General features: G+C 65.6%; 19 protein-coding genes, 1 tRNA gene and 1 pseudogene. 15 read left to right on the top strand and 6 right to left on the bottom strand.

The annotated features are described in order from the left end of the window. Window positions 1-52 precede the first annotated feature (52 nt). Window positions 53-127: transfer RNA gene (locus A3M1_RS0119015), tRNA-Thr, on the top strand. Window positions 128-221: 94 nt separating this feature from the next. On the opposite strand, the pseudogene A3M1_RS26755 reads toward A3M1_RS0119015, so the two are convergent. Both A3M1_RS26755 and A3M1_RS0119000 read right to left on the bottom strand, forming a co-directional pair. Continuing rightward, window positions 222-920, bottom strand: a pseudogene (locus A3M1_RS26755) (sulfite oxidase-like oxidoreductase). Window positions 921-1,008: 88 nt separating this feature from the next. Then, on the bottom strand, window positions 1,009-1,818 hold the full coding sequence (locus A3M1_RS0119000) for a TerC family protein (RefSeq protein WP_018390577.1): 810 nt from the start codon (window positions 1,816-1,818) through the stop codon (window positions 1,009-1,011). Between the two features lie 450 nt (window positions 1,819-2,268). On the opposite strand from A3M1_RS0119000, the gene A3M1_RS0118995 reads away from it, so the two are divergent. The 8 genes from A3M1_RS0118995 (at window position 2,269) to A3M1_RS0118960 (ending at window position 9,517) form a co-directional block, all read left to right on the top strand. Further along, the gene (locus tag A3M1_RS0118995; protein WP_026221400.1) at window positions 2,269-3,396 is read left to right on the top strand and encodes an extracellular solute-binding protein; all 1,128 of its coding nucleotides are present in this window, start codon (window positions 2,269-2,271) and stop codon (window positions 3,394-3,396) included. 137 nt (window positions 3,397-3,533) lie between these two features. Then, a complete protein-coding gene (locus A3M1_RS0118990) occupies window positions 3,534-4,610 on the top strand; it encodes an ABC transporter ATP-binding protein (protein WP_018390575.1) in 1,077 nt (358 codons plus the stop codon). Further along, the gene (locus A3M1_RS0118985; RefSeq protein WP_018390574.1) at window positions 4,603-5,640 is read left to right on the top strand and encodes an ABC transporter permease; all 1,038 of its coding nucleotides are present in this window, start codon (window positions 4,603-4,605) and stop codon (window positions 5,638-5,640) included. Before A3M1_RS0118990 ends, A3M1_RS0118985 begins: the two co-directional genes overlap by 8 nt. Continuing rightward, on the top strand, window positions 5,637-6,434 hold the full coding sequence (locus tag A3M1_RS0118980) for an ABC transporter permease (RefSeq protein WP_018390573.1): 798 nt from the start codon (window positions 5,637-5,639) through the stop codon (window positions 6,432-6,434). Before A3M1_RS0118985 ends, A3M1_RS0118980 begins: the two co-directional genes overlap by 4 nt. 110 nt (window positions 6,435-6,544) lie before the next feature. Next, window positions 6,545-7,138 carry a hypothetical protein gene (locus A3M1_RS0118975; RefSeq protein ID WP_018390572.1) on the top strand — a complete coding sequence of 198 codons (594 nt, stop codon included), beginning with the start codon at window positions 6,545-6,547 and terminating at the stop codon, window positions 7,136-7,138. A 110-nt stretch (window positions 7,139-7,248) separates the two neighbouring features. After that, window positions 7,249-8,241: an MBL fold metallo-hydrolase gene (locus A3M1_RS0118970; RefSeq protein ID WP_018390571.1), complete on the top strand. Its 993-nt coding sequence runs from the start codon at window positions 7,249-7,251 to the stop codon at window positions 8,239-8,241. A gap of 118 nt (window positions 8,242-8,359) precedes the next feature. Then, window positions 8,360-8,605, top strand: a complete 246-nt coding sequence (locus tag A3M1_RS0118965; RefSeq protein WP_018390570.1) for a DUF3297 family protein — start codon at window positions 8,360-8,362, stop codon at window positions 8,603-8,605. 93 nt (window positions 8,606-8,698) lie between these two features. Beyond that, window positions 8,699-9,517: an NAD kinase gene (locus tag A3M1_RS0118960; RefSeq protein WP_018390569.1), complete on the top strand. Its 819-nt coding sequence runs from the start codon at window positions 8,699-8,701 to the stop codon at window positions 9,515-9,517. 7 nt (window positions 9,518-9,524) lie between these two features. On the opposite strand, the gene A3M1_RS0118955 is transcribed toward A3M1_RS0118960, so the two are convergent. Together A3M1_RS0118955 and A3M1_RS0118950 are read right to left on the bottom strand one after the other, a co-directional pair. Then, a complete protein-coding gene (locus A3M1_RS0118955; RefSeq protein WP_018390568.1) occupies window positions 9,525-10,655 on the bottom strand; it encodes a DUF2336 domain-containing protein in 1,131 nt (376 codons plus the stop codon). A gap of 94 nt (window positions 10,656-10,749) precedes the next feature. Continuing rightward, window positions 10,750-11,772 (bottom strand): hypothetical protein, encoded by a 1,023-nt coding sequence (locus tag A3M1_RS0118950; RefSeq protein WP_018964005.1) that lies wholly within the window; start codon window positions 11,770-11,772, stop codon window positions 10,750-10,752. A 919-nt stretch (window positions 11,773-12,691) separates the two neighbouring features. Between A3M1_RS0118950 and A3M1_RS0118945 the strand changes: the two genes are divergently transcribed. Beyond that, the gene (locus tag A3M1_RS0118945; RefSeq protein WP_018390566.1) at window positions 12,692-13,264 is read left to right on the top strand and encodes a nitroreductase; all 573 of its coding nucleotides are present in this window, start codon (window positions 12,692-12,694) and stop codon (window positions 13,262-13,264) included. A 3-nt stretch (window positions 13,265-13,267) separates the two neighbouring features. After that, entirely contained in the window at window positions 13,268-13,867 is a 600-nt protein-coding gene (locus A3M1_RS0118940; RefSeq protein WP_018390565.1) for a flavin reductase family protein, read from the top strand. Window positions 13,868-13,936: 69 nt separating this feature from the next. Here the strand turns inward: A3M1_RS0118940 and A3M1_RS0118935 are convergent, their stop codons facing one another. Both A3M1_RS0118935 and A3M1_RS25535 read right to left on the bottom strand, forming a co-directional pair. Further along, window positions 13,937-14,353, bottom strand: coding sequence for a type II toxin-antitoxin system VapC family toxin (locus tag A3M1_RS0118935; RefSeq protein ID WP_018390564.1), 417 nt, complete (start codon window positions 14,351-14,353; stop codon window positions 13,937-13,939). Window position 14,354: 1 nt separating this feature from the next. Then, window positions 14,355-14,828: a hypothetical protein gene (locus A3M1_RS25535; protein WP_156029605.1), complete on the bottom strand. Its 474-nt coding sequence runs from the start codon at window positions 14,826-14,828 to the stop codon at window positions 14,355-14,357. Window positions 14,829-15,934: 1,106 nt separating this feature from the next. Between A3M1_RS25535 and A3M1_RS25180 the strand changes: the two genes are divergently transcribed. The 4 genes from A3M1_RS25180 to A3M1_RS0118915 all read left to right on the top strand — a co-directional run bounded on the left by A3M1_RS25180 (window position 15,935) and on the right by A3M1_RS0118915 (window position 24,466). Beyond that, window positions 15,935-16,633 carry a L,D-transpeptidase gene (locus tag A3M1_RS25180; RefSeq protein ID WP_026291363.1) on the top strand — a complete coding sequence of 233 codons (699 nt, stop codon included), beginning with the start codon at window positions 15,935-15,937 and terminating at the stop codon, window positions 16,631-16,633. A 142-nt stretch (window positions 16,634-16,775) separates the two neighbouring features. Then, the gene (parA, locus tag A3M1_RS0118925) at window positions 16,776-17,432 is read left to right on the top strand and encodes a ParA family partition ATPase (protein ID WP_018390563.1); all 657 of its coding nucleotides are present in this window, start codon (window positions 16,776-16,778) and stop codon (window positions 17,430-17,432) included. Window positions 17,433-18,389: 957 nt separating this feature from the next. Next, a complete protein-coding gene (locus A3M1_RS0118920; RefSeq protein ID WP_245261753.1) occupies window positions 18,390-20,204 on the top strand; it encodes an autotransporter assembly complex family protein in 1,815 nt (604 codons plus the stop codon). Window positions 20,205-20,230: 26 nt separating this feature from the next. After that, complete coding sequence (locus A3M1_RS0118915) at window positions 20,231-24,466, top strand: translocation/assembly module TamB domain-containing protein (RefSeq protein WP_018390561.1); 4,236 nt, start codon at window positions 20,231-20,233, stop codon at window positions 24,464-24,466. Window positions 24,467-24,485: the final 19 nt, after the last annotated feature.

Raw genomic sequence — 24,485 nt, 5'->3', positions numbered from 1 at the left:
CCGATGCCGCCAGCCCCCCAAGGGCGAGGACGGGTTGGTGCGGACTGGCTTGGCCGGCGTAGCACAGCGGTAGTGCAGCGGTTTTGTAAACCGAAGGTCGGGGGTTCGATCCCCTCCGCCGGCACCAGTCCCCTCCCCTTCAGCCAGGCTGAGCGGGCAATCCCGCCACGTGCCCTCACCGCCAGGCTGTCGGAAGTCGGCAGGAAGCCTCGGACGCGCGCTCACTCCTCATCGGAATAGCGCTCCTCCTTCCACGGATCTGCGTGGTTGTGGTAGCCATTCTCCTCCCAGAAGCCGCGCTTGTCGGCAGCGACGAACTCGATCTTCTTGAGCCATTTCGCGCTCTTCCAGAAATACAGATGCGGCACCACGAGCCGCGCCGGGCCGCCATGCTCTGTGGTGAGCGGCTTGTCCTCCCAGCTGTGGACGATCAGCGCGTCCTCCGCGGCGAAATCCTCCAGGGCAAGATTGGTGACGTAGCCATCATAGGAGTGGAGCAGCACGAAGCGCGCGCCATCGCGCGGCATCACGAGGTCGAGCAGATCGCGGGTGGCGAGCCCCTCCCAGCGATTGTCATAGCGCGACCAGGTGGTGACGCAGTGGATGTCGGTGGTTTCCTGCGTCTGCTTCTAGGCACGAAACGTCGCCCAGTCCCAGGAGATGGGTTGTTCCACCTCGCCGGTCACGTCGAGCCGCCAGCGGTCGAGCGAAATGCGCGGCTGCATGCCGAGGTCCAGCACCGGCCAGTCGCGCACCAAATGCTGTCCGGGGGGAAGCCGTTCCTCCTCCGGTCGGGTGATGCGGCCCGTGAGGAACTTGCCTTGCCGCGCCCAGGCCCGCTTGGTGCGGGTGAGTTTGCTGTCGGCGGGCGGCTCGGGCGCGCGGCCAACGGCGGCCTGCGGGTCGCTTGTATCCGTCATGATCCGGGTCTCCTTCGCTGGAGGGAGCCCGGATCATAGCATTGTCAGGCGGCGGAGCCTTTCACTTCGGCACGCCGCCTCAGCGTTATCACGCGCCCACGCGCCCCTGATCGACCGGCGCCGCGTCCGGCGCCGGGTGAGGATTGCCCGTCATTGCCTGGCCGATCGCCGTGGGCCGGCGCTTGCGCTGGGCCATGTTCAAGCCCTCGACGAGGGCCGAGAAGGCCATCGCCGCGTAGATGTAGCCCTTCGAGACGTGGGCACCGAAGCCTTCAGCGATCAGCGTCGTGCCGATCAGCAGCAAGAAGCCGAGCGCCAGCATCACGATGGACGGGTTGCGGTTGATGAAGTTCGCCAGCGGACCGGCCGCGAACAGCATGGTCAGCACCGCGAACACGACCGCGATCACCATGATCGGAATGTGCTCGGTCATGCCGACGGCGGTGATGATGCTGTCGACCGAGAAGACGAGGTCGAGAATCAGGATCTGCACGATGGCAGCACCGAAGCTCAACTGAAGCGTCCCGCCGAGCGAGGCTTCCTGCTCGTCATGCGACGCCATGCTGTGGTGGATTTCCTTCGTCGCCTTCCACACTAGGAAGAGGCCGCCGGCGATCAGAATAAGGTCGCGCCACGAGAAGGGATGGCCGAACACGGAGAAAACCGGCTCAACCAGCGTCACGATGATCGCGATGGTGCTGAGCAGGCCGAGGCGCATGATCAGCGCCAGCCCGATGCCGATTCGCCGGGCACGCGGACGAATATCTGCGGGCAGCTTGTTGGTCAGGATCGAGATGAACAGCAGGTTGTCGATGCCGAGCACGACTTCCATCGCAATCAGCGTAATCAGCGCCGCCCAGGCTGCCGGGCTGGCGGCAAGTTCCATCAAATAGTCCACCGGATCACTCCCCAGAAATCGCCAAGAGACGGGTCGGCGCAGCAACGCGCTCGCGGCGCGTTAACGCACGATGAGGCATTTTGGATCGACGTGAAGGGGGTATCGAGTTCATCTGCACACAGTCCTGCCGGCGCGACGTCGGGAAGCGATCCGACATCACGCGAACGCCGGCGGCTCGCGTCAGAGGGGCCCGGATCAACGGGTGCGCAGAAACTAAGGCAGACACGTCGCAAAGCCACCCTTGTCGCACATGACAGATTGTCGCACCCCCACGGGCCTGCCCCGCCTGTCCCGACGGCGCCGCCGTCTCTCCTCGCTGAACAATTCCGACAAGTGACTGTCACTGCGCGACAGCGGCTTTCTCGCGCGGATTTACCGTGTCATCGTCACTTCATCGCCCCGAACTAGAGCGGACGCAGTTTCGCCCTCCGGGGGCAATGGGAGGTAATGATGACCCGCTTTTCTCGTCGTGACCTGATGAAGGCTGGCGCCTTCGCGCTCGCTGCGCCGGCCGTGCTGCGCGCCCACGACGCGCTCGCCACCTCCGGCTCGCTCAATGTCTATGCCTGGGGTGACTATTTCGACAAGAACACCCTGCTGGCCGATTACACCAACGCCACCGGCGTGAAGGTGAACCTGTCGACCTACGGTTCCAACGAAGAGTGCGAGAACAAGCTGCGCGCCGCCGGCGGCAAGGGCTTCGACATCATCTTCCCGTCCGTCGACACCGGCCCGAACTACTACAAGGACAACCTGCTCCAGCCGATCGACGAAGCTAAGTTCCAGAGCGCGCTGATCATTCCTTCGATCTATCGCAATTCGCTCAAGCTCGGCGCCGCCTATCGTGGCAAGCGCTATCTCGTGCCGTTCGACTGGGGCACCGAGGGCATCACCTGGGATTCGACCAAGTTCCCCGGCAAGAAGTCCGGCGACATTTCCTATGGTGACATGTGGCTGGCCGACCACCCGAAGCAGACCGCGATCCGCCAGAAGTCGGTGTTCAACGGCGTGGCGCTCTATCTCGATGCCACGGGTGAACTGAAGTCGGATCGCGGCATGGACCTCTACAAGTCCGAGGCCGATTCGCGCCGCGTCTTCGAGGGCGTGCTGAAGTACATCCTCGCCCATAAGGGCAATATCGGCGCCTACTGGAACAACGCCACCGAGGCGACCGCCGCCTTCACCGACGCCGGCTGCACCATCGGCCAGACCTGGGACACCACCGGCATCCTGCTCCACCGCAACACCGACAAGAAGTGGAGCTACGGCATGCCGAAGGAAGGCGGTCTCGCCTGGACCGACACGCTCGGCATCCCCTCGGGCGCCGAGAATGTCGAGCAGGCCTACGCCTTCGCCAACTTCATCTACCAGCCGGAAGTCGGCGCGCGTTTCGCCAACACCACCGGCTACAACAGCTGCGCCGCCGGCGCCCAGCAGTTCCTCTCTGAGGAAGCGCGGGCGGCCTTCGATGCGGCCTACCCGGCCGGCACCATCGACAACCTGTTCTGGTGGCCGATGCAGACCGACTTCTACGCCAAGCTGCGCGGCGAGTATGTCGAGAAGCTGACCAACAGCTGATCCCGTCATCTCTCCCTGTGAAACCCATCCCCGGGCGCACCCCGGGGATGCTCGCCGTTCTCGTGGATGCTCCCGAGGGCGTGGACGGCCGGATAGGCCCGGCCAGGACGGACCACCTCATGGCTGATGGAACTCCCATGCGCGGCAAGGACGTGCGTCTCGACCAGGTGTCGATCCGCTTTGGCGATTCCACCGCCGTGCAGCCGACCAACCTCGCCATCCAAGCCGGCGAGTTCTTCTCCATCCTTGGGCCCTCCGGCTGTGGCAAGACCACGCTGCTGCGCACCATTTCCGGCTTCATCGAGCCGACAGCCGGCCGGGTGCTGATCGGCGGCGAGGACATGGCCGGCAAGGGCCCCAATGAGCGGCCCACCGCGCTGATCTTCCAGAACCTCGCGCTTTTCCCGCTGATGAGCGTGGCCGAGAACGTCGCTTTCGGGCTCGAGGCGCGCGGCATGCGCAAGGCCGAGCGGCTGAAGCGTGCGCAGGAGCTGCTCGAACTCGTGGCGCTCGGTGGCTATGGCGACAAGAAGCCCGCCGACCTCTCGGGCGGCCAGCGCCAGCGTGTCGCCATCGCCCGGGCGCTGGCGGTGGAACCCGCTGTCCTGCTGCTCGACGAACCGCTCTCGGCGCTTGATCTCAAGCTGCGCCAGCACATGCGCAGCGAGCTGCGTGCGATCCAGAAGCGTGTCGGCATCACCTTCATCTACATCACCCACGACCAGGGCGAGGCGCTCGCCATGTCCGACCGCGTGGCGGTGATGAGCCGGGGCAAGCTGGAGCAGGTCGCCGATGCCGACACGCTCTATGCCGAGCCGGCCACGCCCTTCGTCGCCACCTTTGTCGGCGAGCAGAACGTGCTGCGCGGCACGGTGGCGAGCCTCGCCGATACGGTCGCTACGGTCGACACGCCGATCGGTCGGATCGAGGGACGGGTGAAGGGCCCGATCCGGCTGGGCGAGGCCGCACTGCTCATGGTTCGCCCCGAACGCATCGTGCTCGGGCCCGGCGGTACCAACACGGTCACCGCCCGCCTCGCCGCGCGCAATCTCGAAGGCCCATCGGTACATCTGCACTGCGCCGCCGCGGGGCAGACGCTCGTCGTCACCGTGCCGAACGGCCCCTCGGTCCGCGATCTGCCCGAAGAACTGACCCTGTCCTTCGGGATCGATGATGCGCTGGTCTACCCGGTGGGAGCGCTGGCCCATGGGTAGCCTCGCCCGCGCCTATGGCCGCCCCCTCGCCTCGGCGATCGCCGGCATCGCGGTGATCTGGGTCCTGGTACTGATCCTGGTGCCGCTCGGGGCGATGGTTGAGCAGTCGCTGTGGTGGCGCGAATCGAAGGGGGACATCTCGCTCACCATCGATCGGCTCTATAACGACATCTCGCTGATCGAGCTGGACCGTGAGGTCGAAACCGACCCGGCGAAGAAAACGGCGTTCGACCAGAGCCTCGCGGAGAAACAGGCCGCGATCGCCACGCTGGAGGCGCAGGAGACAAACCCGCCAAAGAGCTACGGCCTCGCCAATTTCACCCGCATGAGCGGGCTGCATTTCTATATCTTCGTTCGCACCATTTTCTACGCGCTGCTGGTGACGGCGCTGGCGCTGGTCGTCTGCTACCCCGTCGCCTATGTCGTCGCGCTGGCGAGTGGGCCGCGCAAGGCGATCATCCTGATGGTCGCGCTGATCGTGCCCTATGCGATCAACGAATTGCTGCGGGTCTATGCCTGGCTGATGATTCTGGACTATCGCGGCGTCATCAACGGCGTGCTGCAATGGATGGGGTTCATCGATCTCGACGCGCGCGAGTGGATCCCCTTCCTGGAGAATCCCTCCGCCGTCTTCCTGGCGATGATCTACACCTATGTGCTGTTCATGGTGTTCCCAATGGTAAACACACTGGAGACGCTGGACCGCAACCAGATCGAAGCGGCGCGGGACCTCGGGGCCTCCACCTTCCGCATCCATCGCCGTGTCATCATCCCGCACGCCAAGCCGGGCATCGCGGTGGGCTGCATCATGACCTTCATGCTCTCCGCCGGCTCCTATTCCGTGCCGGCGATCATGACGCGCGGCCAGGGCGGCGACTGGTTCAGCCAGTTGGTGTACCGGCAGTTCTATGAGAGCAACAACTGGAACATGGGCTCGGCCTATGCCGTCTCGCTCCTCGTGGTCTGCACCGCTTTCATCCTCCTGATGATGCGCCTGTTCGGCGTCGGGCTGAGGGACATCGCGAAATGAGCACCGCCACCGAGAGCGCCGGCGCGCGGCTGGTGCTGAATATCTATATCGGCCTGTTCGTTCTCTACCTCTTCCTGCCGCTGGCGGTGATGTCGGCGGCGGCGTTCAACTCCTTCGACTACCCGTCTGTGACCCAATGGCAGGGCTTCACCTTCAAATGGTTCGTCGCCCTCGCCAATGACCAACGCCTGCTGCAGGGGCTGGTGAATTCCGTGCTGGTGGCGCTCGGGGTCATCGCCGTGTCGATCCCCGCCGGCCTGTCGGGCGCGCTGATTCTCACGCGGCTCGGCGAGCGTTCCGGCACGATGCTCTATTCCGTGCTGGTCTCGCCGGTGCTGACGCCGGGCATTATTCTGGGCATTTCCAGCCTGATCTTCTGGCGCGAATTCGGCGTGCCGGGCGGGCTGTTCGTCGCCGTCATGGCGCAGTCGAGCTTCATCGCCTCCTACGCGATGCTGCTCTTCCTCGCGCGGCTGCAGCGGCAGGACCGCACACTGGAGGAAGCGGCGCTCGACCTCGGCGCCAGCCATCTGCTGGTGTTCCGGCGCATCACCCTGCCCTTTCTCGCGCCGACCTGCTTCACCGCCGCCGTCGTCGCATTCCTGCAATCGTTCGAGAACTACAACACCACGGTGTTCGCCATCGGAGGCGAGTGGACTCTTGTCACCGAGATCGCTTCGAGGCTGCGCTTCGGGCTCTCGCCGGTGATCAACGTCGTGGGCGTGATCTTCGTGGCGCTGACCCTGGTCGCCGCCATAACCTATGTCGTTCTGAAGCAAAAGCCGAAGACCTGAGGCCGCGACAGCTTCGACATAACTCGAATTACTGGCCACACGCCGGGATCCGATAGCTCGGGACCTCCGATGTCGCGCACGCTCCGAACAACAACCTTTGGGGTTAGTTCATGCGCGCCGGCACCCTCGCTGCTTCCTGTCTTTTTCTCTGCCTCTCGCCGCTGACGCCGGCCCTTGCCGGCAGCACCACACTTTCCGGCAACGTGACGACAGAGCGCGTCCCGGACGATTTCAGCGATACCAAAGGGACCGACTGGGGGCTCGGCATCGCCCACACCTTCGACAACCATTTCATCATTGCCGCGAATGGAAAGTACTACGACACGGCGCGAACCACCGACTACAAGGTCAATGTCGACGCATCGGTCGGCTACACGCACAATTTCGGCGCCTTCGCCCTGACGGGCATGGCCGGCATCGGCCAACATTTCATCGAGTCGGACGATCCCAGCAATTTCCCTTACTATTTCTTCAGCGTTGCGGCCGACATACCGTTCACCAAGCAGTTCACCTGGACCGCGTTCAAGCTGCGCTACCGCAATGCCTTCGACACGGCCAACGATTACAACACGCCCGAAATCGCCACCGGCATCAGCTATTGGGCCACCGACCATACCGCCATCACGCTCTTCATCGAGCGCGACTGGACCGATGGCGAGCCCGCCTATAACGGCATCGAGCTTGGCTTCAAGCACAAGTTCTGAGCCGGCTAGCCTCACCCGAACGTGATGCATGCGGTCGTGACCACGGCACGCGGCATCACTAGCGTGCGGCGACGGACCCGAAGGGTCGCCCCCTCACGACGGAGCCTGCGATGACGATCATGTCCCGCCGCCATGCGCTTGCCGGTGCCGCCAGCCTGGCGGCACTTCCCGCTATATTGCCGCTGTTCGCTGCGGGCGCCTCCCCGGCCGCCGCCCAGGCAGGTGCGGGCCAGCAGGTGCCCGGTCTCTACCGCTATCTCATCGGCAGCGCCGAACTGACGGCGGTCAATGACGGCATGCGGACCTTTCCGCTCCCCGACGGTTTCGTGCGCAACGCCTCGCGCGACGAGATCAACGCGGCGCTCGAACTCGCCTTCCAGCCCAAGGATACGATGTCGATCCCGTTCAATCCGCTGCTGATCAATAATGGCGGCAAGCTGACGCTGATCGATACGGGCAACGGCCCGCAATCCGGCAATGCGCCGGTCGGGCGACTGCAGGCCAATCTGGCCTGGGCGGGCGTCAAGCCGGCGGACATCGAGACGGTGGTCATCTCGCATTTCCATGGCGACCACATTAACGGCCTGCGCGCCGCCGATGGCGGGCTCGCCTTCCCCAATGCGGAGATTCTCGTCCCTGAGGCTGAATGGACCTTCTGGATGGACGACGGCGAGATGAGCCGCGCGCCGGAAGGCCAGAAGGCCGCCTTCCAGAATGTGAGGCGGGTGTTCAAAGATATAGACAGCAAGGTGAACCGCTATGGCTGGGACAAGGAGATCGCCCCCGGCCTGACCGCCGTGGATGCCTCTGGCCACACGCCCGGCCACACGGCGTTCATCTTTGCCTCCGGCAATGACCGCCTTTTCATCCAGTCCGACACCACCAACACGCCCATCCTGTTCGCCCCGAACCCGGACTGGCAGGTGCAGTACGACATGGACGGCGCCAAGGCGGCCCAGACGCGGCGGCGCATCTACGACATGGTAGCGAGCGAACGGCTCCAGCTCACCGGCTATCACTACCCCTTCCCGGCAACCGGCTTCATCCGCAAGCAAGGTGACGGCTATGCGGTGGTGCCGGCGCTTTGGCGGCCCGTTCTCTGACGAGCCGTCGCTGTATCCGTCGATGCGACGGGGCCGGCCTTTTGGCATGCGGCTTGGCAAAACCGGCGGCGCGGGGCTATGTCTCGCGCAACCATTTCAATAAGCCGAGGCCCCACCCATGTCCGAACCTCTTCCCGACCGTCTGTCGAGCGACCCGAGCAGCCCGTTCCACAATGCGGAGCTTCTGGAGCGTGGCATCGGCATCCGCTTCAAGGGCGCGGAGAAAACCAATGTCGAGGAGTATTGCGTTAGCGAGGGCTGGATCCGTGTCTCGGTCGGCAAGGCGAAGGACCGCGCCGGCAACCCGATGACGGTGAAGCTGGTCGGGCCGGTGGAACCCTATCTGCGCGACGCCGAAGACTGAGCCGCGCCGAAGCGCCGCCGTCCGGCCGGATAGACCACTGCCGTCCCGTCGCCGAATTGGGCCTAGCCACTTCACCCCCACCGGGCTGTCCGCATGAACGAAGTCGCCCGCCCCTCCGCTCCAGGCAGCGCCGAGACCGAACCTGCGGTGGCCTTTGGCCGAATCGCCTTCGTCGCCAGCGAAGCACCGGACGCCCTGCAGGCCCAGGCGCGCCTGATCGCGCGCTATGGCACGGTGGCTCTGGAGGACGCGGATGTCATTGTCGCCCTCGGCGGCGATGGCTTCATGTTGCAGACGCTTCACCGCTGCCGCGACAGCGGAACGCCGATCTACGGCATGAACCGCGGGTCGGTCGGCTTTCTCATGAACAGTTTTCGCGAGGAGGACCTGCCCGCGCGCCTCGCCGCCTCGCAGCGTGTGGTCATTCATCCGCTGATGATGGAAGCGACCGATATCAAGGGGCGCCAGCACCGCGCCTGGGCGATCAACGAGGTTTCCCTCATCCGCCAGTCCTACCAGGCGGCCAAACTGCGCATCGCCATCGACGGCAAGGTGCGGATGGAAGAGCTGATCTGCGACGGGGTGCTGGTGGCGACCCCGGCCGGTTCGACAGCCTATAACCTTTCCGCCCAAGGGCCGATCCTGCCGATCGGTACGCCGCTGCTCGCCGTCACGCCGATCTCCGCCTTCCGGCCCCGCCGCTGGCGCGGAGCACTGGTGCCCGACCGTGCCCGCGTCGACATCGCCGTGATGGAGTTTGAAAAGCGCCCGGTGAATGCCACGGCCGATCATTTCGAGGTGCGCGATGTCGTGGCCGTCCGCGCCCGGCTCGATCCGAACTCGTCCATGACCATGCTGGTCGACCGGGATCACTCGATCGAGGAACGCATTCTGGCCGAGCAGTTCGGCTGAAGCGCCCTCACGCGGCGAGCGTGAGCCTTTCGGATCGCTCGCGCGCCTCGCCCTGCCAACGGTGCAGCATACCGACGATGCGGTTGCCCTGCGCGCTCTCACCCGCTTCTTCATAAGCCGCGAGCACGTCATCCAGAATGCGCAGGCGAAGCCCCGGCTCCGCGTCGCGCTCGTCCAGATAGGTCTCCGACTGGACGACACTGAGAGCGGTGCGAAACGCGATGAAGGCGCCGGCCGGCAAGGCCAGGCGGTGGTAGAGAACGCGGAACGCCTCGCCCGAACGGTCGGCCGCAAGGGCGGCGACGTGATCGACGGAAATTCCCGAGAGCACCGAGACGGCCTCGAGGAAAAGCCTCATCTGCCCCGACAGCAGAGAACGCAGCACCAGTGCCGAGGTGAGTTCTCCCCTCGCCTGCAGGCCCTGAACCAGCGTGCGGGTCTGGGTGAATTGGGAGGCTGAGGCCTGCGTCACCGTGGCCTGGTCGCAGGCCTCGCGCGCCAGCCGCGCCGTCTCGGCCGGCGACAGCCATTGACGCTCCTCGACAAGGGCCGAGAGCGCCCCAGCCACGAGGCGGATCAGCGCTTGATGCGCCGCCGCTGGAAGATCAGGCCGGCTCAGCAGCGCCTCGCGCAGTTCCGGCACACCGCCAAAACGCGCCACGATTTGCCCGAGCGCAAAGCCAGGCACGTCGGCCGTCGGATTTCTCACCAATGCCAGCAGGGGGCCGACATCCGCCACTTCCGCCAGTAGGGCGGCGATGGGCGCGGGAAGCCCTTCCCGTCGGGCGATGGCCTCCTGCTTGCCGGCATCGCCTCCGGCACACAAGGCAATCAATTCGCGGACATTGAGCACGGCTGAATGCTGCAGAACCAGCGCACCTGCCGCACCCGGAAGACGTGCCAGCTGCAGGACGACATCGGCGGGCACCAGCGGGTGGCGGCAGAGCGCCGAGGAGAGCTGGAACTGCACAAGGGGCGAAGGGTCAGCCACCAGGCCCGGCAGGGCCTCGTCTATATCAGCCCGCTCGGCGGCGCCCAGCTCGGGCCGCACATAGGCGCGGGCGAGAGCGGCGACAGCCTTGGCCCGCGCATCCTCCGGAGCGGTTCGCGCCCATTCCAGAAACTGCCGCACGATCATTGCGCACTCCCGGCCCGGTTCAACACGACGGCAATGATGCGCACCGGCCGCTTAAGAAAGCGTTGACCATATGAGGCACAAAAAAGGCCAGCGATCAGTCGCCGCTGCCGTCCTGCGTATCCAGCGCGTCCGGCGTCACCTGCTCGCCGACACGCACCTCGACCGAGCCGTTCGTGCCGGACTCGACATTGAAGACCTTGGAGTAGGTCTTGCCTTCGAAGCGCGCGACCGCCGTGTACTCGCCTTCCGCCAGCACGAAGGTCGGCTCGGCATTGATCGATTCCTTCACGCTGTCGCCGCCCGGCGTGCCGATCGACCATTGTGTCTCGGGCAGCGGGTTGCCACCGGCCACCTTCACCAGCCGCAGCGTGACCTCGCCGGCGCGATGGTGCAGCGTCGCGTCCGTCACTTTGCCCGGTGCCACGGCAAGGTCGGCCTGGATCACGGCATTGCCGTCGCCATAGGTGGAGACGACGTAGTAATCGCCGGCCGGCAGAATGATGAGGTCGCCCGGAATCGCGCCGCGATAATAGGGACGGCTCGACGCCCTGCCCTGCAGGAAGCTGCCCTCGAAGAGATCATAGGTCACCTTCTCCGCCGGAAGCGGCCTGTCGGCGACATCGCTGTGCAGCGTCACGGCGCCGGCCGGAACGACCAGTTGCTCGCGCCGTGATTCCTCTCCAACCACAATCCGCCGCGCCACGCTGGCGAGGCCATAGGCCACATGCACCACATAGCCACCCGGCGAGAGGAAGAACACCGGCGCGGGATCAGCCGCCTCCGCCACCAGCGGATAGGCGCCGGAAGCTTCCGGCCGGTCGGCAAAAACCCGCCAGATGAGGCCGCGCGGGATCAGCCCCTCCTTCTCGCCGAAACGGGCGCTCATCCCGATCGCCACCTTTCCGGCGGGCGGCTGCGGCAGGATGGTGTGCGGGTCGCCGCCCTCCGCCCGCCCAGTGGCGGGAATGCGGGCGGCCGGCCCGGCGCTGCCCGAGGGCGCACCAACCGGCGGCGCGCCGACGAAAGGCAGCGCGCGCGAGGGCTGGATCTGCGACGGATTGAACGGCGCAGGCGAAAGCGTCGGGGTCGGCGACTGGAACGGCGAGAGCTGAGCCACACGCAACGGAGCTGCGGGCCCCGCCTCCTGGGCCACGGCCCCTGCCGGAACTGCCAGCGTCAGCAGGGTGGCGATCGCCGCGCGCCGCTGGACGGCCTTCGCTTCGGCGCGGCCACGTGCCAAGGCCTGCCGAACACCGAGCACGAGCCGACGAAGTGAAGAGTGAAGAAGCTGAGACATCGCTGCCGTTGGTGCCTTCAAACAGAGGCAAATTCAAGTCACCTCTCGGCGGCGCCCTCTCCCCCACGCGCCGCGTTCTCGCGTGGCGGCGCGGCCTCGCCTTGCGGACTGGCGCTCCTCGCGGCCATCCGCGACGTCCCCCAATCCCGACATCCAGCCAACGTTCGGCACACCGCCATTGGCGCACGCCTCGCCTGCACCGCGAACCATCTCGAACAAGGCGGCATCGGTTTCCGCAGCATCGCCCCCCCCGCAGCGCGCAGCCTGCCCGAGGAATCGCCGCCCGGCCGATGAACGAACATGACCGTGGCTGCGGGCATTCATCCTGCCGGAACCCGCTGACCTGCCCATTTCACCCCCACCTGTAAACCGCGGAGGCACTGCGCGTCAGCGGCCGGGCCGTGCCGGTCAGCAGGCCGCCTTGCACGGCGGGGCCGGAGCCGATCCTTTTCCTCTTCCCTGCCCAAGACCGACACCATACCTATGAACCGACGCCTGCAATCGCCCCGAGAGCATTTTCGAGCGACGCGGCTTCGAGTTAGCGTGAATAAAATGCGTAGAAGCAAAAACCGAGAGCACGTCCGGTGAACGGACCTTCACCGGACGTGCTCTCGCCGACCACATGCCCTCGCCACCCCACTTTGGCATGGCGGAGCCGGCTCCTCGGCATCGACATATCGGGTACGCCACGCTTGGGGCCGCCCCACCCTTCGCCCCGTCCCACCACTGGAAAGACGCCATGACCCTTGCCGGATCTGCCCTTGAACTTCTAAAGACTCGCAAAAGCCCGAAGGTCTTTGATCTCACCACACCCGGGCCGAACGAGGCCGAACTGGACTCGATGCTGACGGTCGCCTCGCGCGTGCCCGATCACGGCAAGCTTGCCCCCTGGCGCTTCATCCTCTTCCAGGGCGAGGCCCGCGGCCGGGCAGGCGACGCCATCGCCGCCGCCTTTCTCGCCGACAACCCTGAGGCCGAGCCTGAGCGCGTCGCCATCGAACAGGGACGCCTCACCCGCGCACCGCTGGTGATTGCCGTCGTCTCGAAGGCAGCTCCCCACGTCAAGATTCCGGAATGGGAACAGACGCTCTCCGGTGCCGCGGCCTGCACGCTTCTGCTGCTCGCCGCTCATGCCCAAGGCTACGCCGCCACCTGGCTCACCGAATGGTACGCTTACGATGCCCGTGTACGCGCGGCGCTGGGCCTTTCCGAAAACGAGCGGATCATCGGATTTGTTCATATCGGCACTCTGGCCCGGCCGCAGGAAGACCGGCCGCGCCCAGTTCTCGCCGATCTCGTCACCCGGTACTAAGCCATGTTCTACGAACCCGCCCGCAACAATCACGGCCTGCCGCATAACCCGCTCAAGGCGATCATCGCACCGCGCCCGATCGGATGGATTTCCACCCTCTCGGCGGAGGGAGTGGCCAACCTTGCCCCCTACTCCTTCTTCAACATGGTCAGCGAAAGCCCCGATATCGTCATGTTCTCGAGCGCCGGCCTGAAGGACACGGTGCGCAACGTGATGGCGACCGGCGAGTTCGTCTGCAACCTGGCGACGCGGGAACTGATGGCGGCGGTCAACCTCACCTCCAAGGCCATCCCCCCCGGCGAAAGCGAGTTCGACCTCGCTGAACTGGAGCGCGCGCCCTGCCGGCTGGTGAAACCGCCCCGCGTTGCCGCCTCCCCCTGCGCTCTCGAGTGTGTCTGGATAGACACAGTCGACGTCGCCGACCGACACGGCAAAACCCATGGTCGACACGTCACATTCGGCGAGATCGTCGGCGTCCACATCGATGAACGCTTCATCGAGGACGGACTGGTTCGCACGGAACGGTTGCAGGCGCTCGCCCGTGACGGCTATTTCGACTATTCCTGGGTCGACACGGTGAGCTCGCTTCCGCGCCCGCGCTGATACCCCTCGGCTCCCAACGCCGCCCCAGCGCATTGCCGGGGCGGCTGGGGACGGCCCGACGTCAACGCGCTAGCAGGCGACCGCCTGGAGATAGCCTGTCTCGGCATAGTCGAGCATGAGCCGGTCCCGCGTCATCAAGCGATAGCCCTGGTCGCGCGCCGTCGCGATCAATACCCGGTCCACCGGGTCGAGCGGCGGCACGCCGGGCAGGAAGGAGGAGGCGATCAACGTCTCCGGCGACATCGCCGCGATGCTCATGCCCGGCAGGCCGGCCAGCGCCGCGAACCACTTGGCCGGCTCCATGGCGAGACGCACCCGCCCCTGCTCGACGAGCTTTCCGATCTCCCAGGCAGACATCGGCGAGATGGAAATGGGCGCGCCGCGAAGTCGCGCCTCGATGAGTATGCCCCGTGCCTCATCAGAAATCGGCGCCCCCTGGGCCACCCACAGCGCAGCGCATGTATCGAGGAGAAGCGGCATACCCATGTCAGTTTCCCCCGGTCCAATCAACGCCCGCTTGCGGATTAAATTCCTCGATTGAAGCAGGCCCACTACCGCTGTGGCTTGACGGCCACACCTCTTGCGGCGGCGCCACGTCTCGTTGCGAGGCTTCCAGTTCACCTCCGTCATAGAGGTAGATCGGCGCCGTGCTGGGCAGAGTGAGGTCGGTGCCTGGCTCGATATGCACCGTGCCCTTTAGACCGCCAAATAGACCCGCCAGCGGCGAACCGGTCGAGGCCGGCGCCACCCGAGTCGCGCCGCCGGACGAGGCGTTCGGCAAGTGCCGGCTGAACACCAGCTTGCGCGCCGTCATGTCCACTTCCTCGGAACGGAAGCCTGCCGCAAGCCAAGCCTTGGTCATTACACTGTTGGTTGGATTGTTGCTCCACCAAGCGCGATGATTGAAGGCAGATTGCGGAAGTCGTGCGCCAACAATCCGCTCTATGTCCTCGAACGACATAGAGATTCTTGGTTGCGTTCGGCTCGAAAGAAAAGTGGTTAAGGCGCTGTATTTCGACATAGAAAGCCCCCCCGATTTGAACGGCAGGACATAGCATACCTACGTCAGTGTAAATTTTCAGTGCCTATCAAACGGCCGCCACCAGCCTTCGGCCTGTCGACACCACCCACCACCCCGCCCCTCCACCGTCAGCCAAGACCCGAAGAGCGCGCATCAAAAAGCAAAACTCAACCTGAGGTGCCTATATAAACACAGAGTTGTTGACCTCTTAGTAGCCACTATGGTGCAGCCCAGTCACTCCTACCGCACCACATCAGTTTATCTCGCTATCTAATTGGAATTACGCACCAATCTACAATCTAATTGGATAGTGAACCGCAGGTGTCACCCCGACAAAGGCAAACAGCATCCGCACCTATCGCATACAGTAACGATTCTGATGTCGTCACTGAAAGTGAATGTGAATTGCCACGCTTGGCATTGCCGAAATCACTGCCCTGAACCCGCAGGAACAGGCCGACAAGACCTCGATCACTTCCCCACCTACCGACGGCCTGCCGAAGGAAATCACCCCGGGCGCGCTATCAATAGATGCCAGATCCGTCACCCTGCAGCGCCCCCCCCCCCCACGAAGAGGACAGCCACCCCCTCCATTGTCGGGCCCACAGGCCACGAGCCACCCTCCAGCGGGCGCACGAACTATCCTTCTGCCTCAAAGTTCGTACTGACTGTTGGTGTAACTATCCAGACCGACTTCTTCGGTAATATTTTGGATCAATAGATTGGCACATCTAATTGCTAAAACGTCGTTTTTTAGCCAGAGAGAAGGCGCCAAATGACACTCGCAGAACATTTATAATGGTGCCTTTTTACGTGTTGTGAATTCAGAACTAAAGTTACTGCAAACTACTTCTTTGGCTGCAGCCTCCACAGGCTGACGCGATATGCACAATAGCGAAGCCGATATTCACAACACATGCCTTGAGCGGAACGAATCAATTCCGACTGAATCGCACACGTCTTGGCGTATCCACTAGGATCGCAGCAAGGACTTGTTTACCAAGTTTGCATTAAGATTCTGCGAACGCTGCCTAAGGGGTTGATTCATGCTCACACTTCATCGTCGCGCCATTCTCGGGCTCTGCATGGCCGGCGCGGCGGCGGCCCTGGCAGGCTGCAAACGCACCACCTCCGCCAGCAGGCCCCTGGTCGCAACGAGCGCCGTGTCCGCCTACGCATCCACAGGAATGTACGGCCCGGTAGCGGATAAATTTCCTATCGCGGGTGTCGACGTTTCTCAGATCGACCCCATCTATCTTCGTCGGGAAGTGGCCTATGCCTCCAGCTATCCACCTGGCACGGTCGTCATCGATCCGAACGCCCACTTCCTCTATCTCGTCCAGCCTGGTGGGACGGCGATCCGTTATGGCGTTGGCGTTGGCAAGGAGGGCTTCGGCTGGTCCGGGGATGCCACAATCAACTCCAAGCAGGAGTGGCCCGACTGGTACCCCCCGAAAGAGATGATCCAGCGGCGCCCTGACATTCAGGCCCAGCTGACCCGCCTGCAGAGCGGCGAGGGCGTTCCGGGCGGGTTGTCCAACCCACTTGGAGCGCGGGCCATGTATCTCTGGCAAAACGGCCGCGACACGCTGTACCGCATCCATGGCACGCTGGAGCCCGATACAATTGGGACAAATGTGTCATCGGGCTGCATTCGGATGATCAACCAGGACGCCATAGACCTTTATGGCCGGGTCGGGGTCGGCGCCAAGGTCGTCGTCCTCGGCGCCAGGGCAGGCGCATGACCCTTCGGGCAGACCACTCTGCCGCACAACTCTTGCGTGAGCCACGAATCGGCCCCGCGCCAGACCAGGTCACCGTTGCCAACCCGCCACATGTTGTATTTTAGCTACGCCTCAAACGTGACGCGGGAATGGGTGGCTCGGGATGAGTGGCAAAATTATCACTATCGCCCAGCAGAAGGGCGGGTCCGGCAAGACGACGTTGGCGGCCCATCTCGCTGTTGCCCTTTCGCGACAGTCCGTCCTGGGTGCTCGTGCACGGGTTGCTCTGCTCGATTGTGATCCGCAGGGAAGCCTCGGTGAATGGTTCGAGGCGCGTGAGGCCACTTTGGGCGAGGACGGCACCGGATTGTCCTTCCGGACCGCCTCGGGCTGGGGAGCGCGCCGTGAAGCGCGGAGCCTGGCTCGTGACTACAGCTTCGTCGTTATCGACACCCCGCCGAAATCCGATGTGGAATCGCGCCCTGCTATTGAGGTGGCGGATCTCGTCGCCGTTCCCGTGCAGCCGACCCCGATCGACCTCTGGGCCACGCGGCCGACGCTGGAGATGATCAGCAAAGAGGGCACGTCGTGTCTGTTGGTCATCAACAGGGCGCAGTCGCGTGCCGCTCTCACCCAGGAAATGGGAATCGCTATCGAAGCGCTCGGCCATCCCGCCGCGCGCGCCCGGCTCGGCAATCGCGTGGGTTTCGCTGCCAGCATGGGCAGGGGGCTCACGCTGCTGGAAACCGAACCCGGCTCCAAGGGGGCCGCTGAGATCGAGGCGCTGGCGGCCGAGCTGCGCGACCTTCTCGCGAAATAGGGCGGCGGCAAAACCGCTCCATCTGCTGCTGTTCGCCGGCGCCCACTCGTGACGCCTGACGCCGCCTGGATACGTCAGCACGCTTCGGAACGCCGGAGGGCGGGGAGAAGGTGCATCGGGCGAGCCGGCGCATAATCGAAAGCAACCGCCCTTGGCGCGCCGCGCCATTCCATCGTCGGACGAAACCTGATTGAGGGCGTGTCCCGTCGGTGCGGAGAGCGCGTAGCGAGCTCGGCCTCAAGGCAGAACGCGGCGGCAAGCCGATGGCGCCATAGCGCTAGCATTGGGGCGCGCCACTGCGCCGACATTAGTACACGCATCTGATGGCAGGGAACTTTTCACCGGTTGGGCCGTAGAGCAGCGGGCGGCGTGGCGGCGCTTCGTGGGGAGGATAGACGTTTGTGCGGACGAGGCGATTGAAGGTACCCGGCGCCAGATCAAACGCTAATCAGCTTGCGTGGCACTCTGATCAGCGCGTTCGCGATCCTGGAGTTAGCGGGCGATTTAACGATCAGATTGGTTCAATCTGATCGGACAGCGCTCTCGCGTCGCAACGGCAAGCCCCTGCCGATGGCCAGATTTCTGCTTTCCACGCGCACGGAACTTTGCATTCTTCGGTCTGCACGGTTGACGCTTCCCGGTTTCGCACGGCAATCAGGAGCAGGCTCTCCTATGGAAAGCTGCTGTTCATGGTCGCTGTTTTAGTTTCGCGGCTCGGTGGGCGGCGCCACGGCAGGCGGCCGTCAGGCCTTTGATGCGGGAGGATACGGGTTGGCGGGTGGAGGGCGGAAAGGACAGCTCTGGTTTGCGCTCGCTTTTTGCGTGGTGCTGGCTCTGCCTGTTCTCGCTTTGCCTGCGTCCGCCCAGCTCTTCGGCGGCACAAATGACGCGACGGCCGAGGAAGGGCAGAGTGCCGGGTTCTTCGGCCCTCTCATCAACCTGTTCAGCCCGAGGCCCATGTCTGCCGGCCCGCCTGCCCCTGATGCCACGCCCTACACCTTGACCCTCAACGTCACCGGCGGCGACAGCGCGCTGACCGACCGTGTCGAGGCGGCGTCCAATCTCGAGCGCTTGAGCGATCGTCCCCCCTCCGGCGCCGCCGGCCTGGTGCGCCGGGCGCTGGCAGATCGGCGCGACATCAACGCCGCGCTCTACGCCGCCGGCTATTATGGCGGAATCATCCGCATCCGCGTCGCGGGAAGCCCGCCGGATGCACCCGATGTGTTCCAGCGCGTGGAAGCGGCGCGCACGCGGGGGCCCGTGCCTGTCGAGGTCGCGGTAGAAGCCGGCCCGCAGTTCCAGTTCGGACGCATCGAACTGCTGGATGCCAAGACGCGCCGCGCCCTGGCCGATGCTCCGACCCTGGCGCGGCTGCGGCTGGTGCCGGGAGAGCCGGCGCTCGCCACCTCCATCGTCCGCGCCGAAGGCCTGATCGTCGACCACTGGCGGCGGATGGCCCATCCCTTCGCCCGGGTCGAGAGCAAGGAGATCGTGGCCGACCATGTGTCGCACACGGTGGACGTCACGTTCTTCGTCGCGCCGGGCCCCGTCGCCACCTTCGGTCACTTCACTGTGGTCGGCGCCGACTTTCTCACCCCAGGCTTCATAGAAGAGCGGATCGAGATCGCGCCAGGCACGCCGTACTCGCCGGAAGTACTGGATCGGTTGCGCCGGCGCCTGCTGGAATATGAGGCCATTGCCAGCGTGCGCGTGCGCGAGGCCGACCAGCTGGAGGCTGATGGCAGCCTGCCCATCACGATCGAGGTCTCGCCGCGCAAGCCGCGCTATGTCGGCTTCAGCGCCACCTATTCCTCAACCGACGGGTCGGCCCTCAATGCCTATTGGGGCCATCGCAACCTGTTCGGCGGCGGAGAGACGCTGCGGCTTGATGCCCAGGTCTCCTGGTTCGGCGAGAAGTCGGAGGCCGTGCCCACGGCCGACCCGTTCGGCTACAAGCTCGCCGCCGCCTTCGTGAAGCCCGGCATTTACACCGCGCAGGACGACCTTGTCGCCAATGCCGCGGTGCTTCGAGAGGTGACGAACGCCTATGTGCGCGAGGCGGTGACGCTGCTGGTCGGCGTTCGGCACCGCTACAGCGACGACCTGACCCTGCAGGTGAGCCTCGACCTCGAACAGTCCCAGGTGGAGGACAGCACCAGCACACGAGATTACGGCATTGTCGGCGTGCCGTTCGAACTGACCTATGACAACACCGACAGCAAGCTCGATCCCTCCCGCGGCTGGCGTGCGGCGGCGACGGTCGAACCGTTCGCCTATCTCGGTGATGCCGGCGCCGGCCCCACCCTGTTCAAGGGGTCTGTCTCCACCTACCACGCCTTCGATGAGCGCAAGCGCTTCATCCTGGCCGGCCGCATGTCTGCTGGCAGCATCATCGGCGCTGGCCTCTACGACGTGCCTCCGCAGCGGCGCTTCTATGTCGGCGGTGGCGGCTCGCTGCGGGGCTATGAGTACCAGTCGGCCAGCCCTCGCAACGAGGACGGCATCATCATTGGCGGGCGTAGCTTCTTTGAGGCCTCGCTGGAAGCGCGGCTGCGCGTTACCGATACGATCGGCATCGTTCCGTTCTTCGACATGGGCTCGGCTTTCGCCTCCGAATGGCCGGACTTCGACGGCATGAAATATTCGGCGGGCGTCGGCCTGCGCTATTATACGGCGATTGGCCCACTGCGGGTGGATTTCGCCTTCCCGCTCAATCCGGGGCCGGAGGATGGTGATTTCGGCGTCTATGTCAGTCTGGGGCAGGCCTTCTGATGACACGTGCGCTCAAAATAATCGCAATGTCACTGCTATCGCTGCTGGTGCTGCTCGTGGGGGCCTTCGGCGCGCTGCAGACCCCGCCGGGCAAGGCGCTGCTCGCCAGTTTCGCCTCGTCGCTGGCCTCCTCGCCCGGGCTCGCCGTCACCATTCGCGGGCTGGGCGGTTTCGTGCCGTTCGACATGAGCGTCGAGAGCATCGCGCTCTCCGACGCCGAAGGCCCATTTGCCCGCATTGAAGACGCGCGGCTCGACTGGCGGCCCCTGGCGCTGCTCTCCGGGCGGGTGGATGTGACAACGCTCTCTGCAACGCGCGTCCGCATCGATCGCCGGCCGGTCCTCCCGCCCGCGCCACCTTCCACCGATGGCGGAACGTCCTTCGCCCTCCCCGTGCGGCTCGAAACACTCGCCATTCCCGATATCGTCCTCGCCGAGCCGGTGCTCGGCCACGCGGCGCGCCTGTCGCTGAACGGTTCGGCCAATCTCGCCACGCTGGCGCAGGGCGTGTCGGCAAGCTTCGCGATAGAGCGGCTCGACAGCCCCGGCACGCTGACGGGCTCGCTCGGCTATGCCCCGGAAACCGGTCACCTCGACCTCGATATAGCCGCGCGCGAGCCGGCGGGCGGGCTGATGGCTCGCGCAGCCGGCTTTGACGGGCTGCCTGAAATCGCCGCCTCGCTGCAAGGGGCGGGCCCGCTCGACGCCTGGGACGGGCATCTGCGCTTCAACATTGGCGAACTCGCCGAGGCCAGTGGCGCGGCGGGCATTCGCGCCGTAGCCGACGGGCACAAGGTAAACGTCGCGATCGATGCCGATATCGCCAAAATTTTGCCGGCAAACATTTCGTCGCTGTTTGAGGGACGAAGTGAGTTAGCCGGCTCAGCAACGGTCGATTCGGCCCGCACACTCGCCATCGATACGCTCACCGCCCGCGCTGCTGGCTTCCGCGCCACGGTGAGCGGCAGGCTGGACGCAGCGGAAATCGCCGACATCACCTTCGACGCCACACTGGGCGAGGCCGCACGCTTCACCACCCTCGCCCCCGGCGTCGGCTGGCAGAGCCTCGGCCTTGCCGGAACGCTGAAGGGGGCGCTGCGCGCGCCCGCCATCGAGGCGCGGGTCACCGCGACTCAGCTCACTGGGCTAGATTACCGTGCCGGCAGCCTCGCCGCCATGCTGAGGACCCTCCCCGCTGTGCCCGGCCTCCTCGCTTTTTCAATCGAGGGAACGGCCGATGGCCTGACGGCGGCGGACCCGCAGGTGGCTGCCGCCTTGGGCACGCAAGGACGCTTCTCGGCGGCAGGGACGCTGCCCACCAGCGGAGACGCCGTGCTGGAGGCGGCGTCGGTCGAGCTGTCCGCGATCACGGCGCGTTTTGCCGGCCGAGCGGATGGGCGTGAAATCGAAGGCGATCTTGGCGTCAGCCGGCTGAACCTCGCCGCCTTCTCGCCGTTCGCCGGCCGCCCCCTCGCCGGCACCGCCACGCTTGACGCCCGGCTCTCCGCCTCGACCGATCTGACGCGCGCCAGCGCCGTGCTGAAGGGCCGCGCGCAGGGGCTCGAGACCGGCATCGCACGCCTCGATGCACTTATCGGGCAGGGGCTGAGCATCGATGGCGCTCTCGCCCGGGATGGCGCCAATGCGCTCTCGGTCGATAATCTCAAGATCGACACCGACGGAATCGCCGCCACCGTCAATGGCCGGCTCGCCACCGACATCGCCAACCTCAACGCGACGCTCGCCCTCGACGATCTCGCGCGGATCGATCCCCGCCTCGCCGGCGCGCTGCAGGCCAATGCCGCTTTTTCCGGAACGCTCGATGCCCTCGGCGTCAAGGCGACCTTGCGGGTGCCGGACGGCATGGCCGAAGGCCGCCCGCTTCGCGATGTGACGGTCGATGTCTCGGCGACTGATATCACCAAAGACGTGGGCGGCACCTTCGCTCTCTCCGGCGATATCGGCGGCAAGCCGGCGCGAGGCTCGGCCGCTCTGGCGACGCTGCCAGACGGAACCCGCCGGCTGTCAGACCTCGATCTCGCCATTGGCTCGGTCACGGCGCGCGGTGATCTGGCGCTCGATCCGGCCAGCCTCGCCACGGGACGGCTCACCATCGCCGCCGGCGACCTCGCCGACATCGCCGCGCTGGCTCTCACCGAAATGGCCGGCGCCCTCAACGCCGATGTCACGCTCAGCGTCGCCGACGGCCGGCAGAACGCCGATGTACGCGCCAGCGCCGAACGGCTCCGAGCGTTCAGCCAGAGCGTAGGATCGGCCAGTATCAATGGCAGGGTGCTTGATCTGCGCGGCGTACCACTGGTCGATGGCACCGCCGAGCTGCGGGCGGTGGCTTTATCCGGCGTAGCGATCGAGACCGCAACCCTTCGCGCCAATGGCAATGCAACCGGCACCGATCTCACGCTGGAGGCGCTCGCCCAGGGCACCAATCTGCGCGCCGCCGGCCGGCTGGAGCCGACGACGGACGGCGCGCGGCTGCGGCTTGCCCGGTTCACTGCGGCACGGCCTGGGCTCAACGCGGCGTTGAACGCACCGGCAACCTTTACGCTTGTCGGCGGCACGGTCTCCATCGACCGGCTGGCGCTGTCCGCCGGCGGCGGCACCGCCACCGTGTCCGGCACGGCCGGCGAGCGGCTCGATCTTTCGGTCGACCTGCGCGCCCTGCCGCTGGCTCTCGTCAGCCTCGCTGTGCCGGATGCGAATCTCTCGGGCACGCTGGCGGGCACGGCGCGCCTCGCCGGAACCGCCTCCGCGCCCACGGGGCCTTTTGATCTGCGCATCACCCGCCTGAGCCGCCCCGACCTTTCGAGCTCCGGCGCCGGGCCTTTCGACATCGCCGCCAATGGCACGCTGGGCAATGGCAGAGCGCAGCTGCGCGCCACCATCACCGGGCAGAATGTGCAGGGCCTCACTTTGAGTGGTTCAGTGCCGCTCGGCGCCGGCGATCTGGATCTCGCCCTGCGTGGCGCCATAAACCTCGCCATCGCCAATCCCATGCTGGCCGCGACGGGTGCGCGCGTCACCGGCATCGCCACAGTCGACGCCACGCTGCGCGGCACCCTCGCCGCCCCTCGTGCCGGCGGCACCGTAAGGCTCAGCGGCGGGCGTTTCGACGATTCCGTCAACGGCGTGGCGCTGGGCAATATCGAGGCGGTTCTGACCGGCACGGATCGCTCGGTCACGCTGACCAGTTTCCGCGCCACCACCACCAATGGCGGCAACATCAGCGGGCGCGGCAATGTCGCGCTCGACCCCTCCGCCGGCTATCCCGGCCGCATCGACCTCGATCTCGTAAATGCGGCGCTGGTCAACAGCGATCTCATGCGCCTGGTGGCGGAAGGTCGGCTCGGCATCGAAGGCGCGTTCCTGAACGGCCCTCGCCTGACCGGCCGGCTTGTCCTTCGTGCGCTCGACATCAACGTGCCGGACCGCTTCCCCGGCGGGGTGCAGGACCTGAATGTCCGCCATGTGAATGCCAGTGCGGAGTTCAAGCGCAAGAGCCCCACCGTGCAGCGCCAGCAGGGACCCGCCCCGCCGACCCGCAGCGGCATCGCGCTGGATCTGGTTCTGTCGGCGCCGAGCAACAATGTGTTCGTGCGCGGCCTCGGCATCGAGGCGCAGCTGGGCGGCGAGCTGAAGCTCAGCGGCACGACGCGGGCGCCGGTGACGCTGGGCGCCTTCCAGCTACGTCGCGGCTCCTTCGATTTCGGCGGACGCCGCCTCACCTTCACCCGCGGCAACATCACCTTCACCGGCACCACCGACCCGGAACTCGACTTCATCGCCGAGACCACGACCACCGACATCACCGCGCGCGTGCTGGTGTCGGGCCCGGCCTCCCGCCCGGTGGTCAGTTTCTCCTCGACGCCAACCCTGCCGCAGGACGAGGTGATCTCTCGCCTGCTGTTCGGCCGCTCCGCCGGCTCGCTCAATGGCGGCCAGGCACTGCAGCTCGCGCAGGCGGCGGCACAGTTCTCCGGCGGCGCCGGCGTGCTGGAAAACGTGCGCCGCTCGCTCGGCGTCGACAGCCTCGAACTGGGCACGGATTCGGCAGGAACCGGCGGCCAGGTCGGCATCGGTCGGCGGCTGAACGACAACATCTATCTCGGCGTGCGCCAGGGCACTTCGGCGGGGTCGAGCCGCGTCACGGTCGATGTGGATGTGACGAAGAACATCCGCCTGCAGGGCGCGACGGGCGCCAACGGGGCCGCCGAAGTCGGCATCGGCGCCCAGTGGGATTATTGAAGCGAGCCCGGTTTAGGTG

Source organism: Ancylobacter sp. FA202, assembly GCF_000380205.1.
GTDB lineage: Bacteria > Pseudomonadota > Alphaproteobacteria > Rhizobiales > Xanthobacteraceae > Ancylobacter.
Note: the sequence above shows the minus strand (reverse complement) of the source record. Positions and strands in the feature narration are given on the sequence as shown.

Coding starts and splice junctions, on each gene's coding strand:
- A3M1_RS25180 (WP_026291363.1), top strand. CDS start 15,935: ATGCTCACACTTCATCGTCGCGCCATTCTCGGGCTCTGCATGGCCGGC.
- A3M1_RS0118940 (WP_018390565.1), top strand. CDS start 13,268: ATGTTCTACGAACCCGCCCGCAACAATCACGGCCTGCCGCATAACCCG.
- A3M1_RS0118920 (WP_245261753.1), top strand. CDS start 18,390: ATGTCTGCCGGCCCGCCTGCCCCTGATGCCACGCCCTACACCTTGACC.
- A3M1_RS0118960 (WP_018390569.1), top strand. CDS start 8,699: ATGAACGAAGTCGCCCGCCCCTCCGCTCCAGGCAGCGCCGAGACCGAA.
- A3M1_RS0118980 (WP_018390573.1), top strand. CDS start 5,637: ATGAGCACCGCCACCGAGAGCGCCGGCGCGCGGCTGGTGCTGAATATC.
- A3M1_RS25535 (WP_156029605.1), bottom strand. CDS start 14,828: ATGTCGTTCGAGGACATAGAGCGGATTGTTGGCGCACGACTTCCGCAA.
- parA (WP_018390563.1), top strand. CDS start 16,776: ATGAGTGGCAAAATTATCACTATCGCCCAGCAGAAGGGCGGGTCCGGC.
- A3M1_RS0118975 (WP_018390572.1), top strand. CDS start 6,545: ATGCGCGCCGGCACCCTCGCTGCTTCCTGTCTTTTTCTCTGCCTCTCG.
- A3M1_RS0118935 (WP_018390564.1), bottom strand. CDS start 14,353: ATGGGTATGCCGCTTCTCCTCGATACATGCGCTGCGCTGTGGGTGGCC.
- A3M1_RS0118970 (WP_018390571.1), top strand. CDS start 7,249: ATGACGATCATGTCCCGCCGCCATGCGCTTGCCGGTGCCGCCAGCCTG.
- A3M1_RS0118965 (WP_018390570.1), top strand. CDS start 8,360: ATGTCCGAACCTCTTCCCGACCGTCTGTCGAGCGACCCGAGCAGCCCG.
- A3M1_RS0118995 (WP_026221400.1), top strand. CDS start 2,269: ATGACCCGCTTTTCTCGTCGTGACCTGATGAAGGCTGGCGCCTTCGCG.
- A3M1_RS0118915 (WP_018390561.1), top strand. CDS start 20,231: ATGTCACTGCTATCGCTGCTGGTGCTGCTCGTGGGGGCCTTCGGCGCG.
- A3M1_RS0118990 (WP_018390575.1), top strand. CDS start 3,534: ATGCGCGGCAAGGACGTGCGTCTCGACCAGGTGTCGATCCGCTTTGGC.
- A3M1_RS0118945 (WP_018390566.1), top strand. CDS start 12,692: ATGACCCTTGCCGGATCTGCCCTTGAACTTCTAAAGACTCGCAAAAGC.
- A3M1_RS0118985 (WP_018390574.1), top strand. CDS start 4,603: ATGGGTAGCCTCGCCCGCGCCTATGGCCGCCCCCTCGCCTCGGCGATC.
- A3M1_RS0118955 (WP_018390568.1), bottom strand. CDS start 10,655: ATGATCGTGCGGCAGTTTCTGGAATGGGCGCGAACCGCTCCGGAGGAT.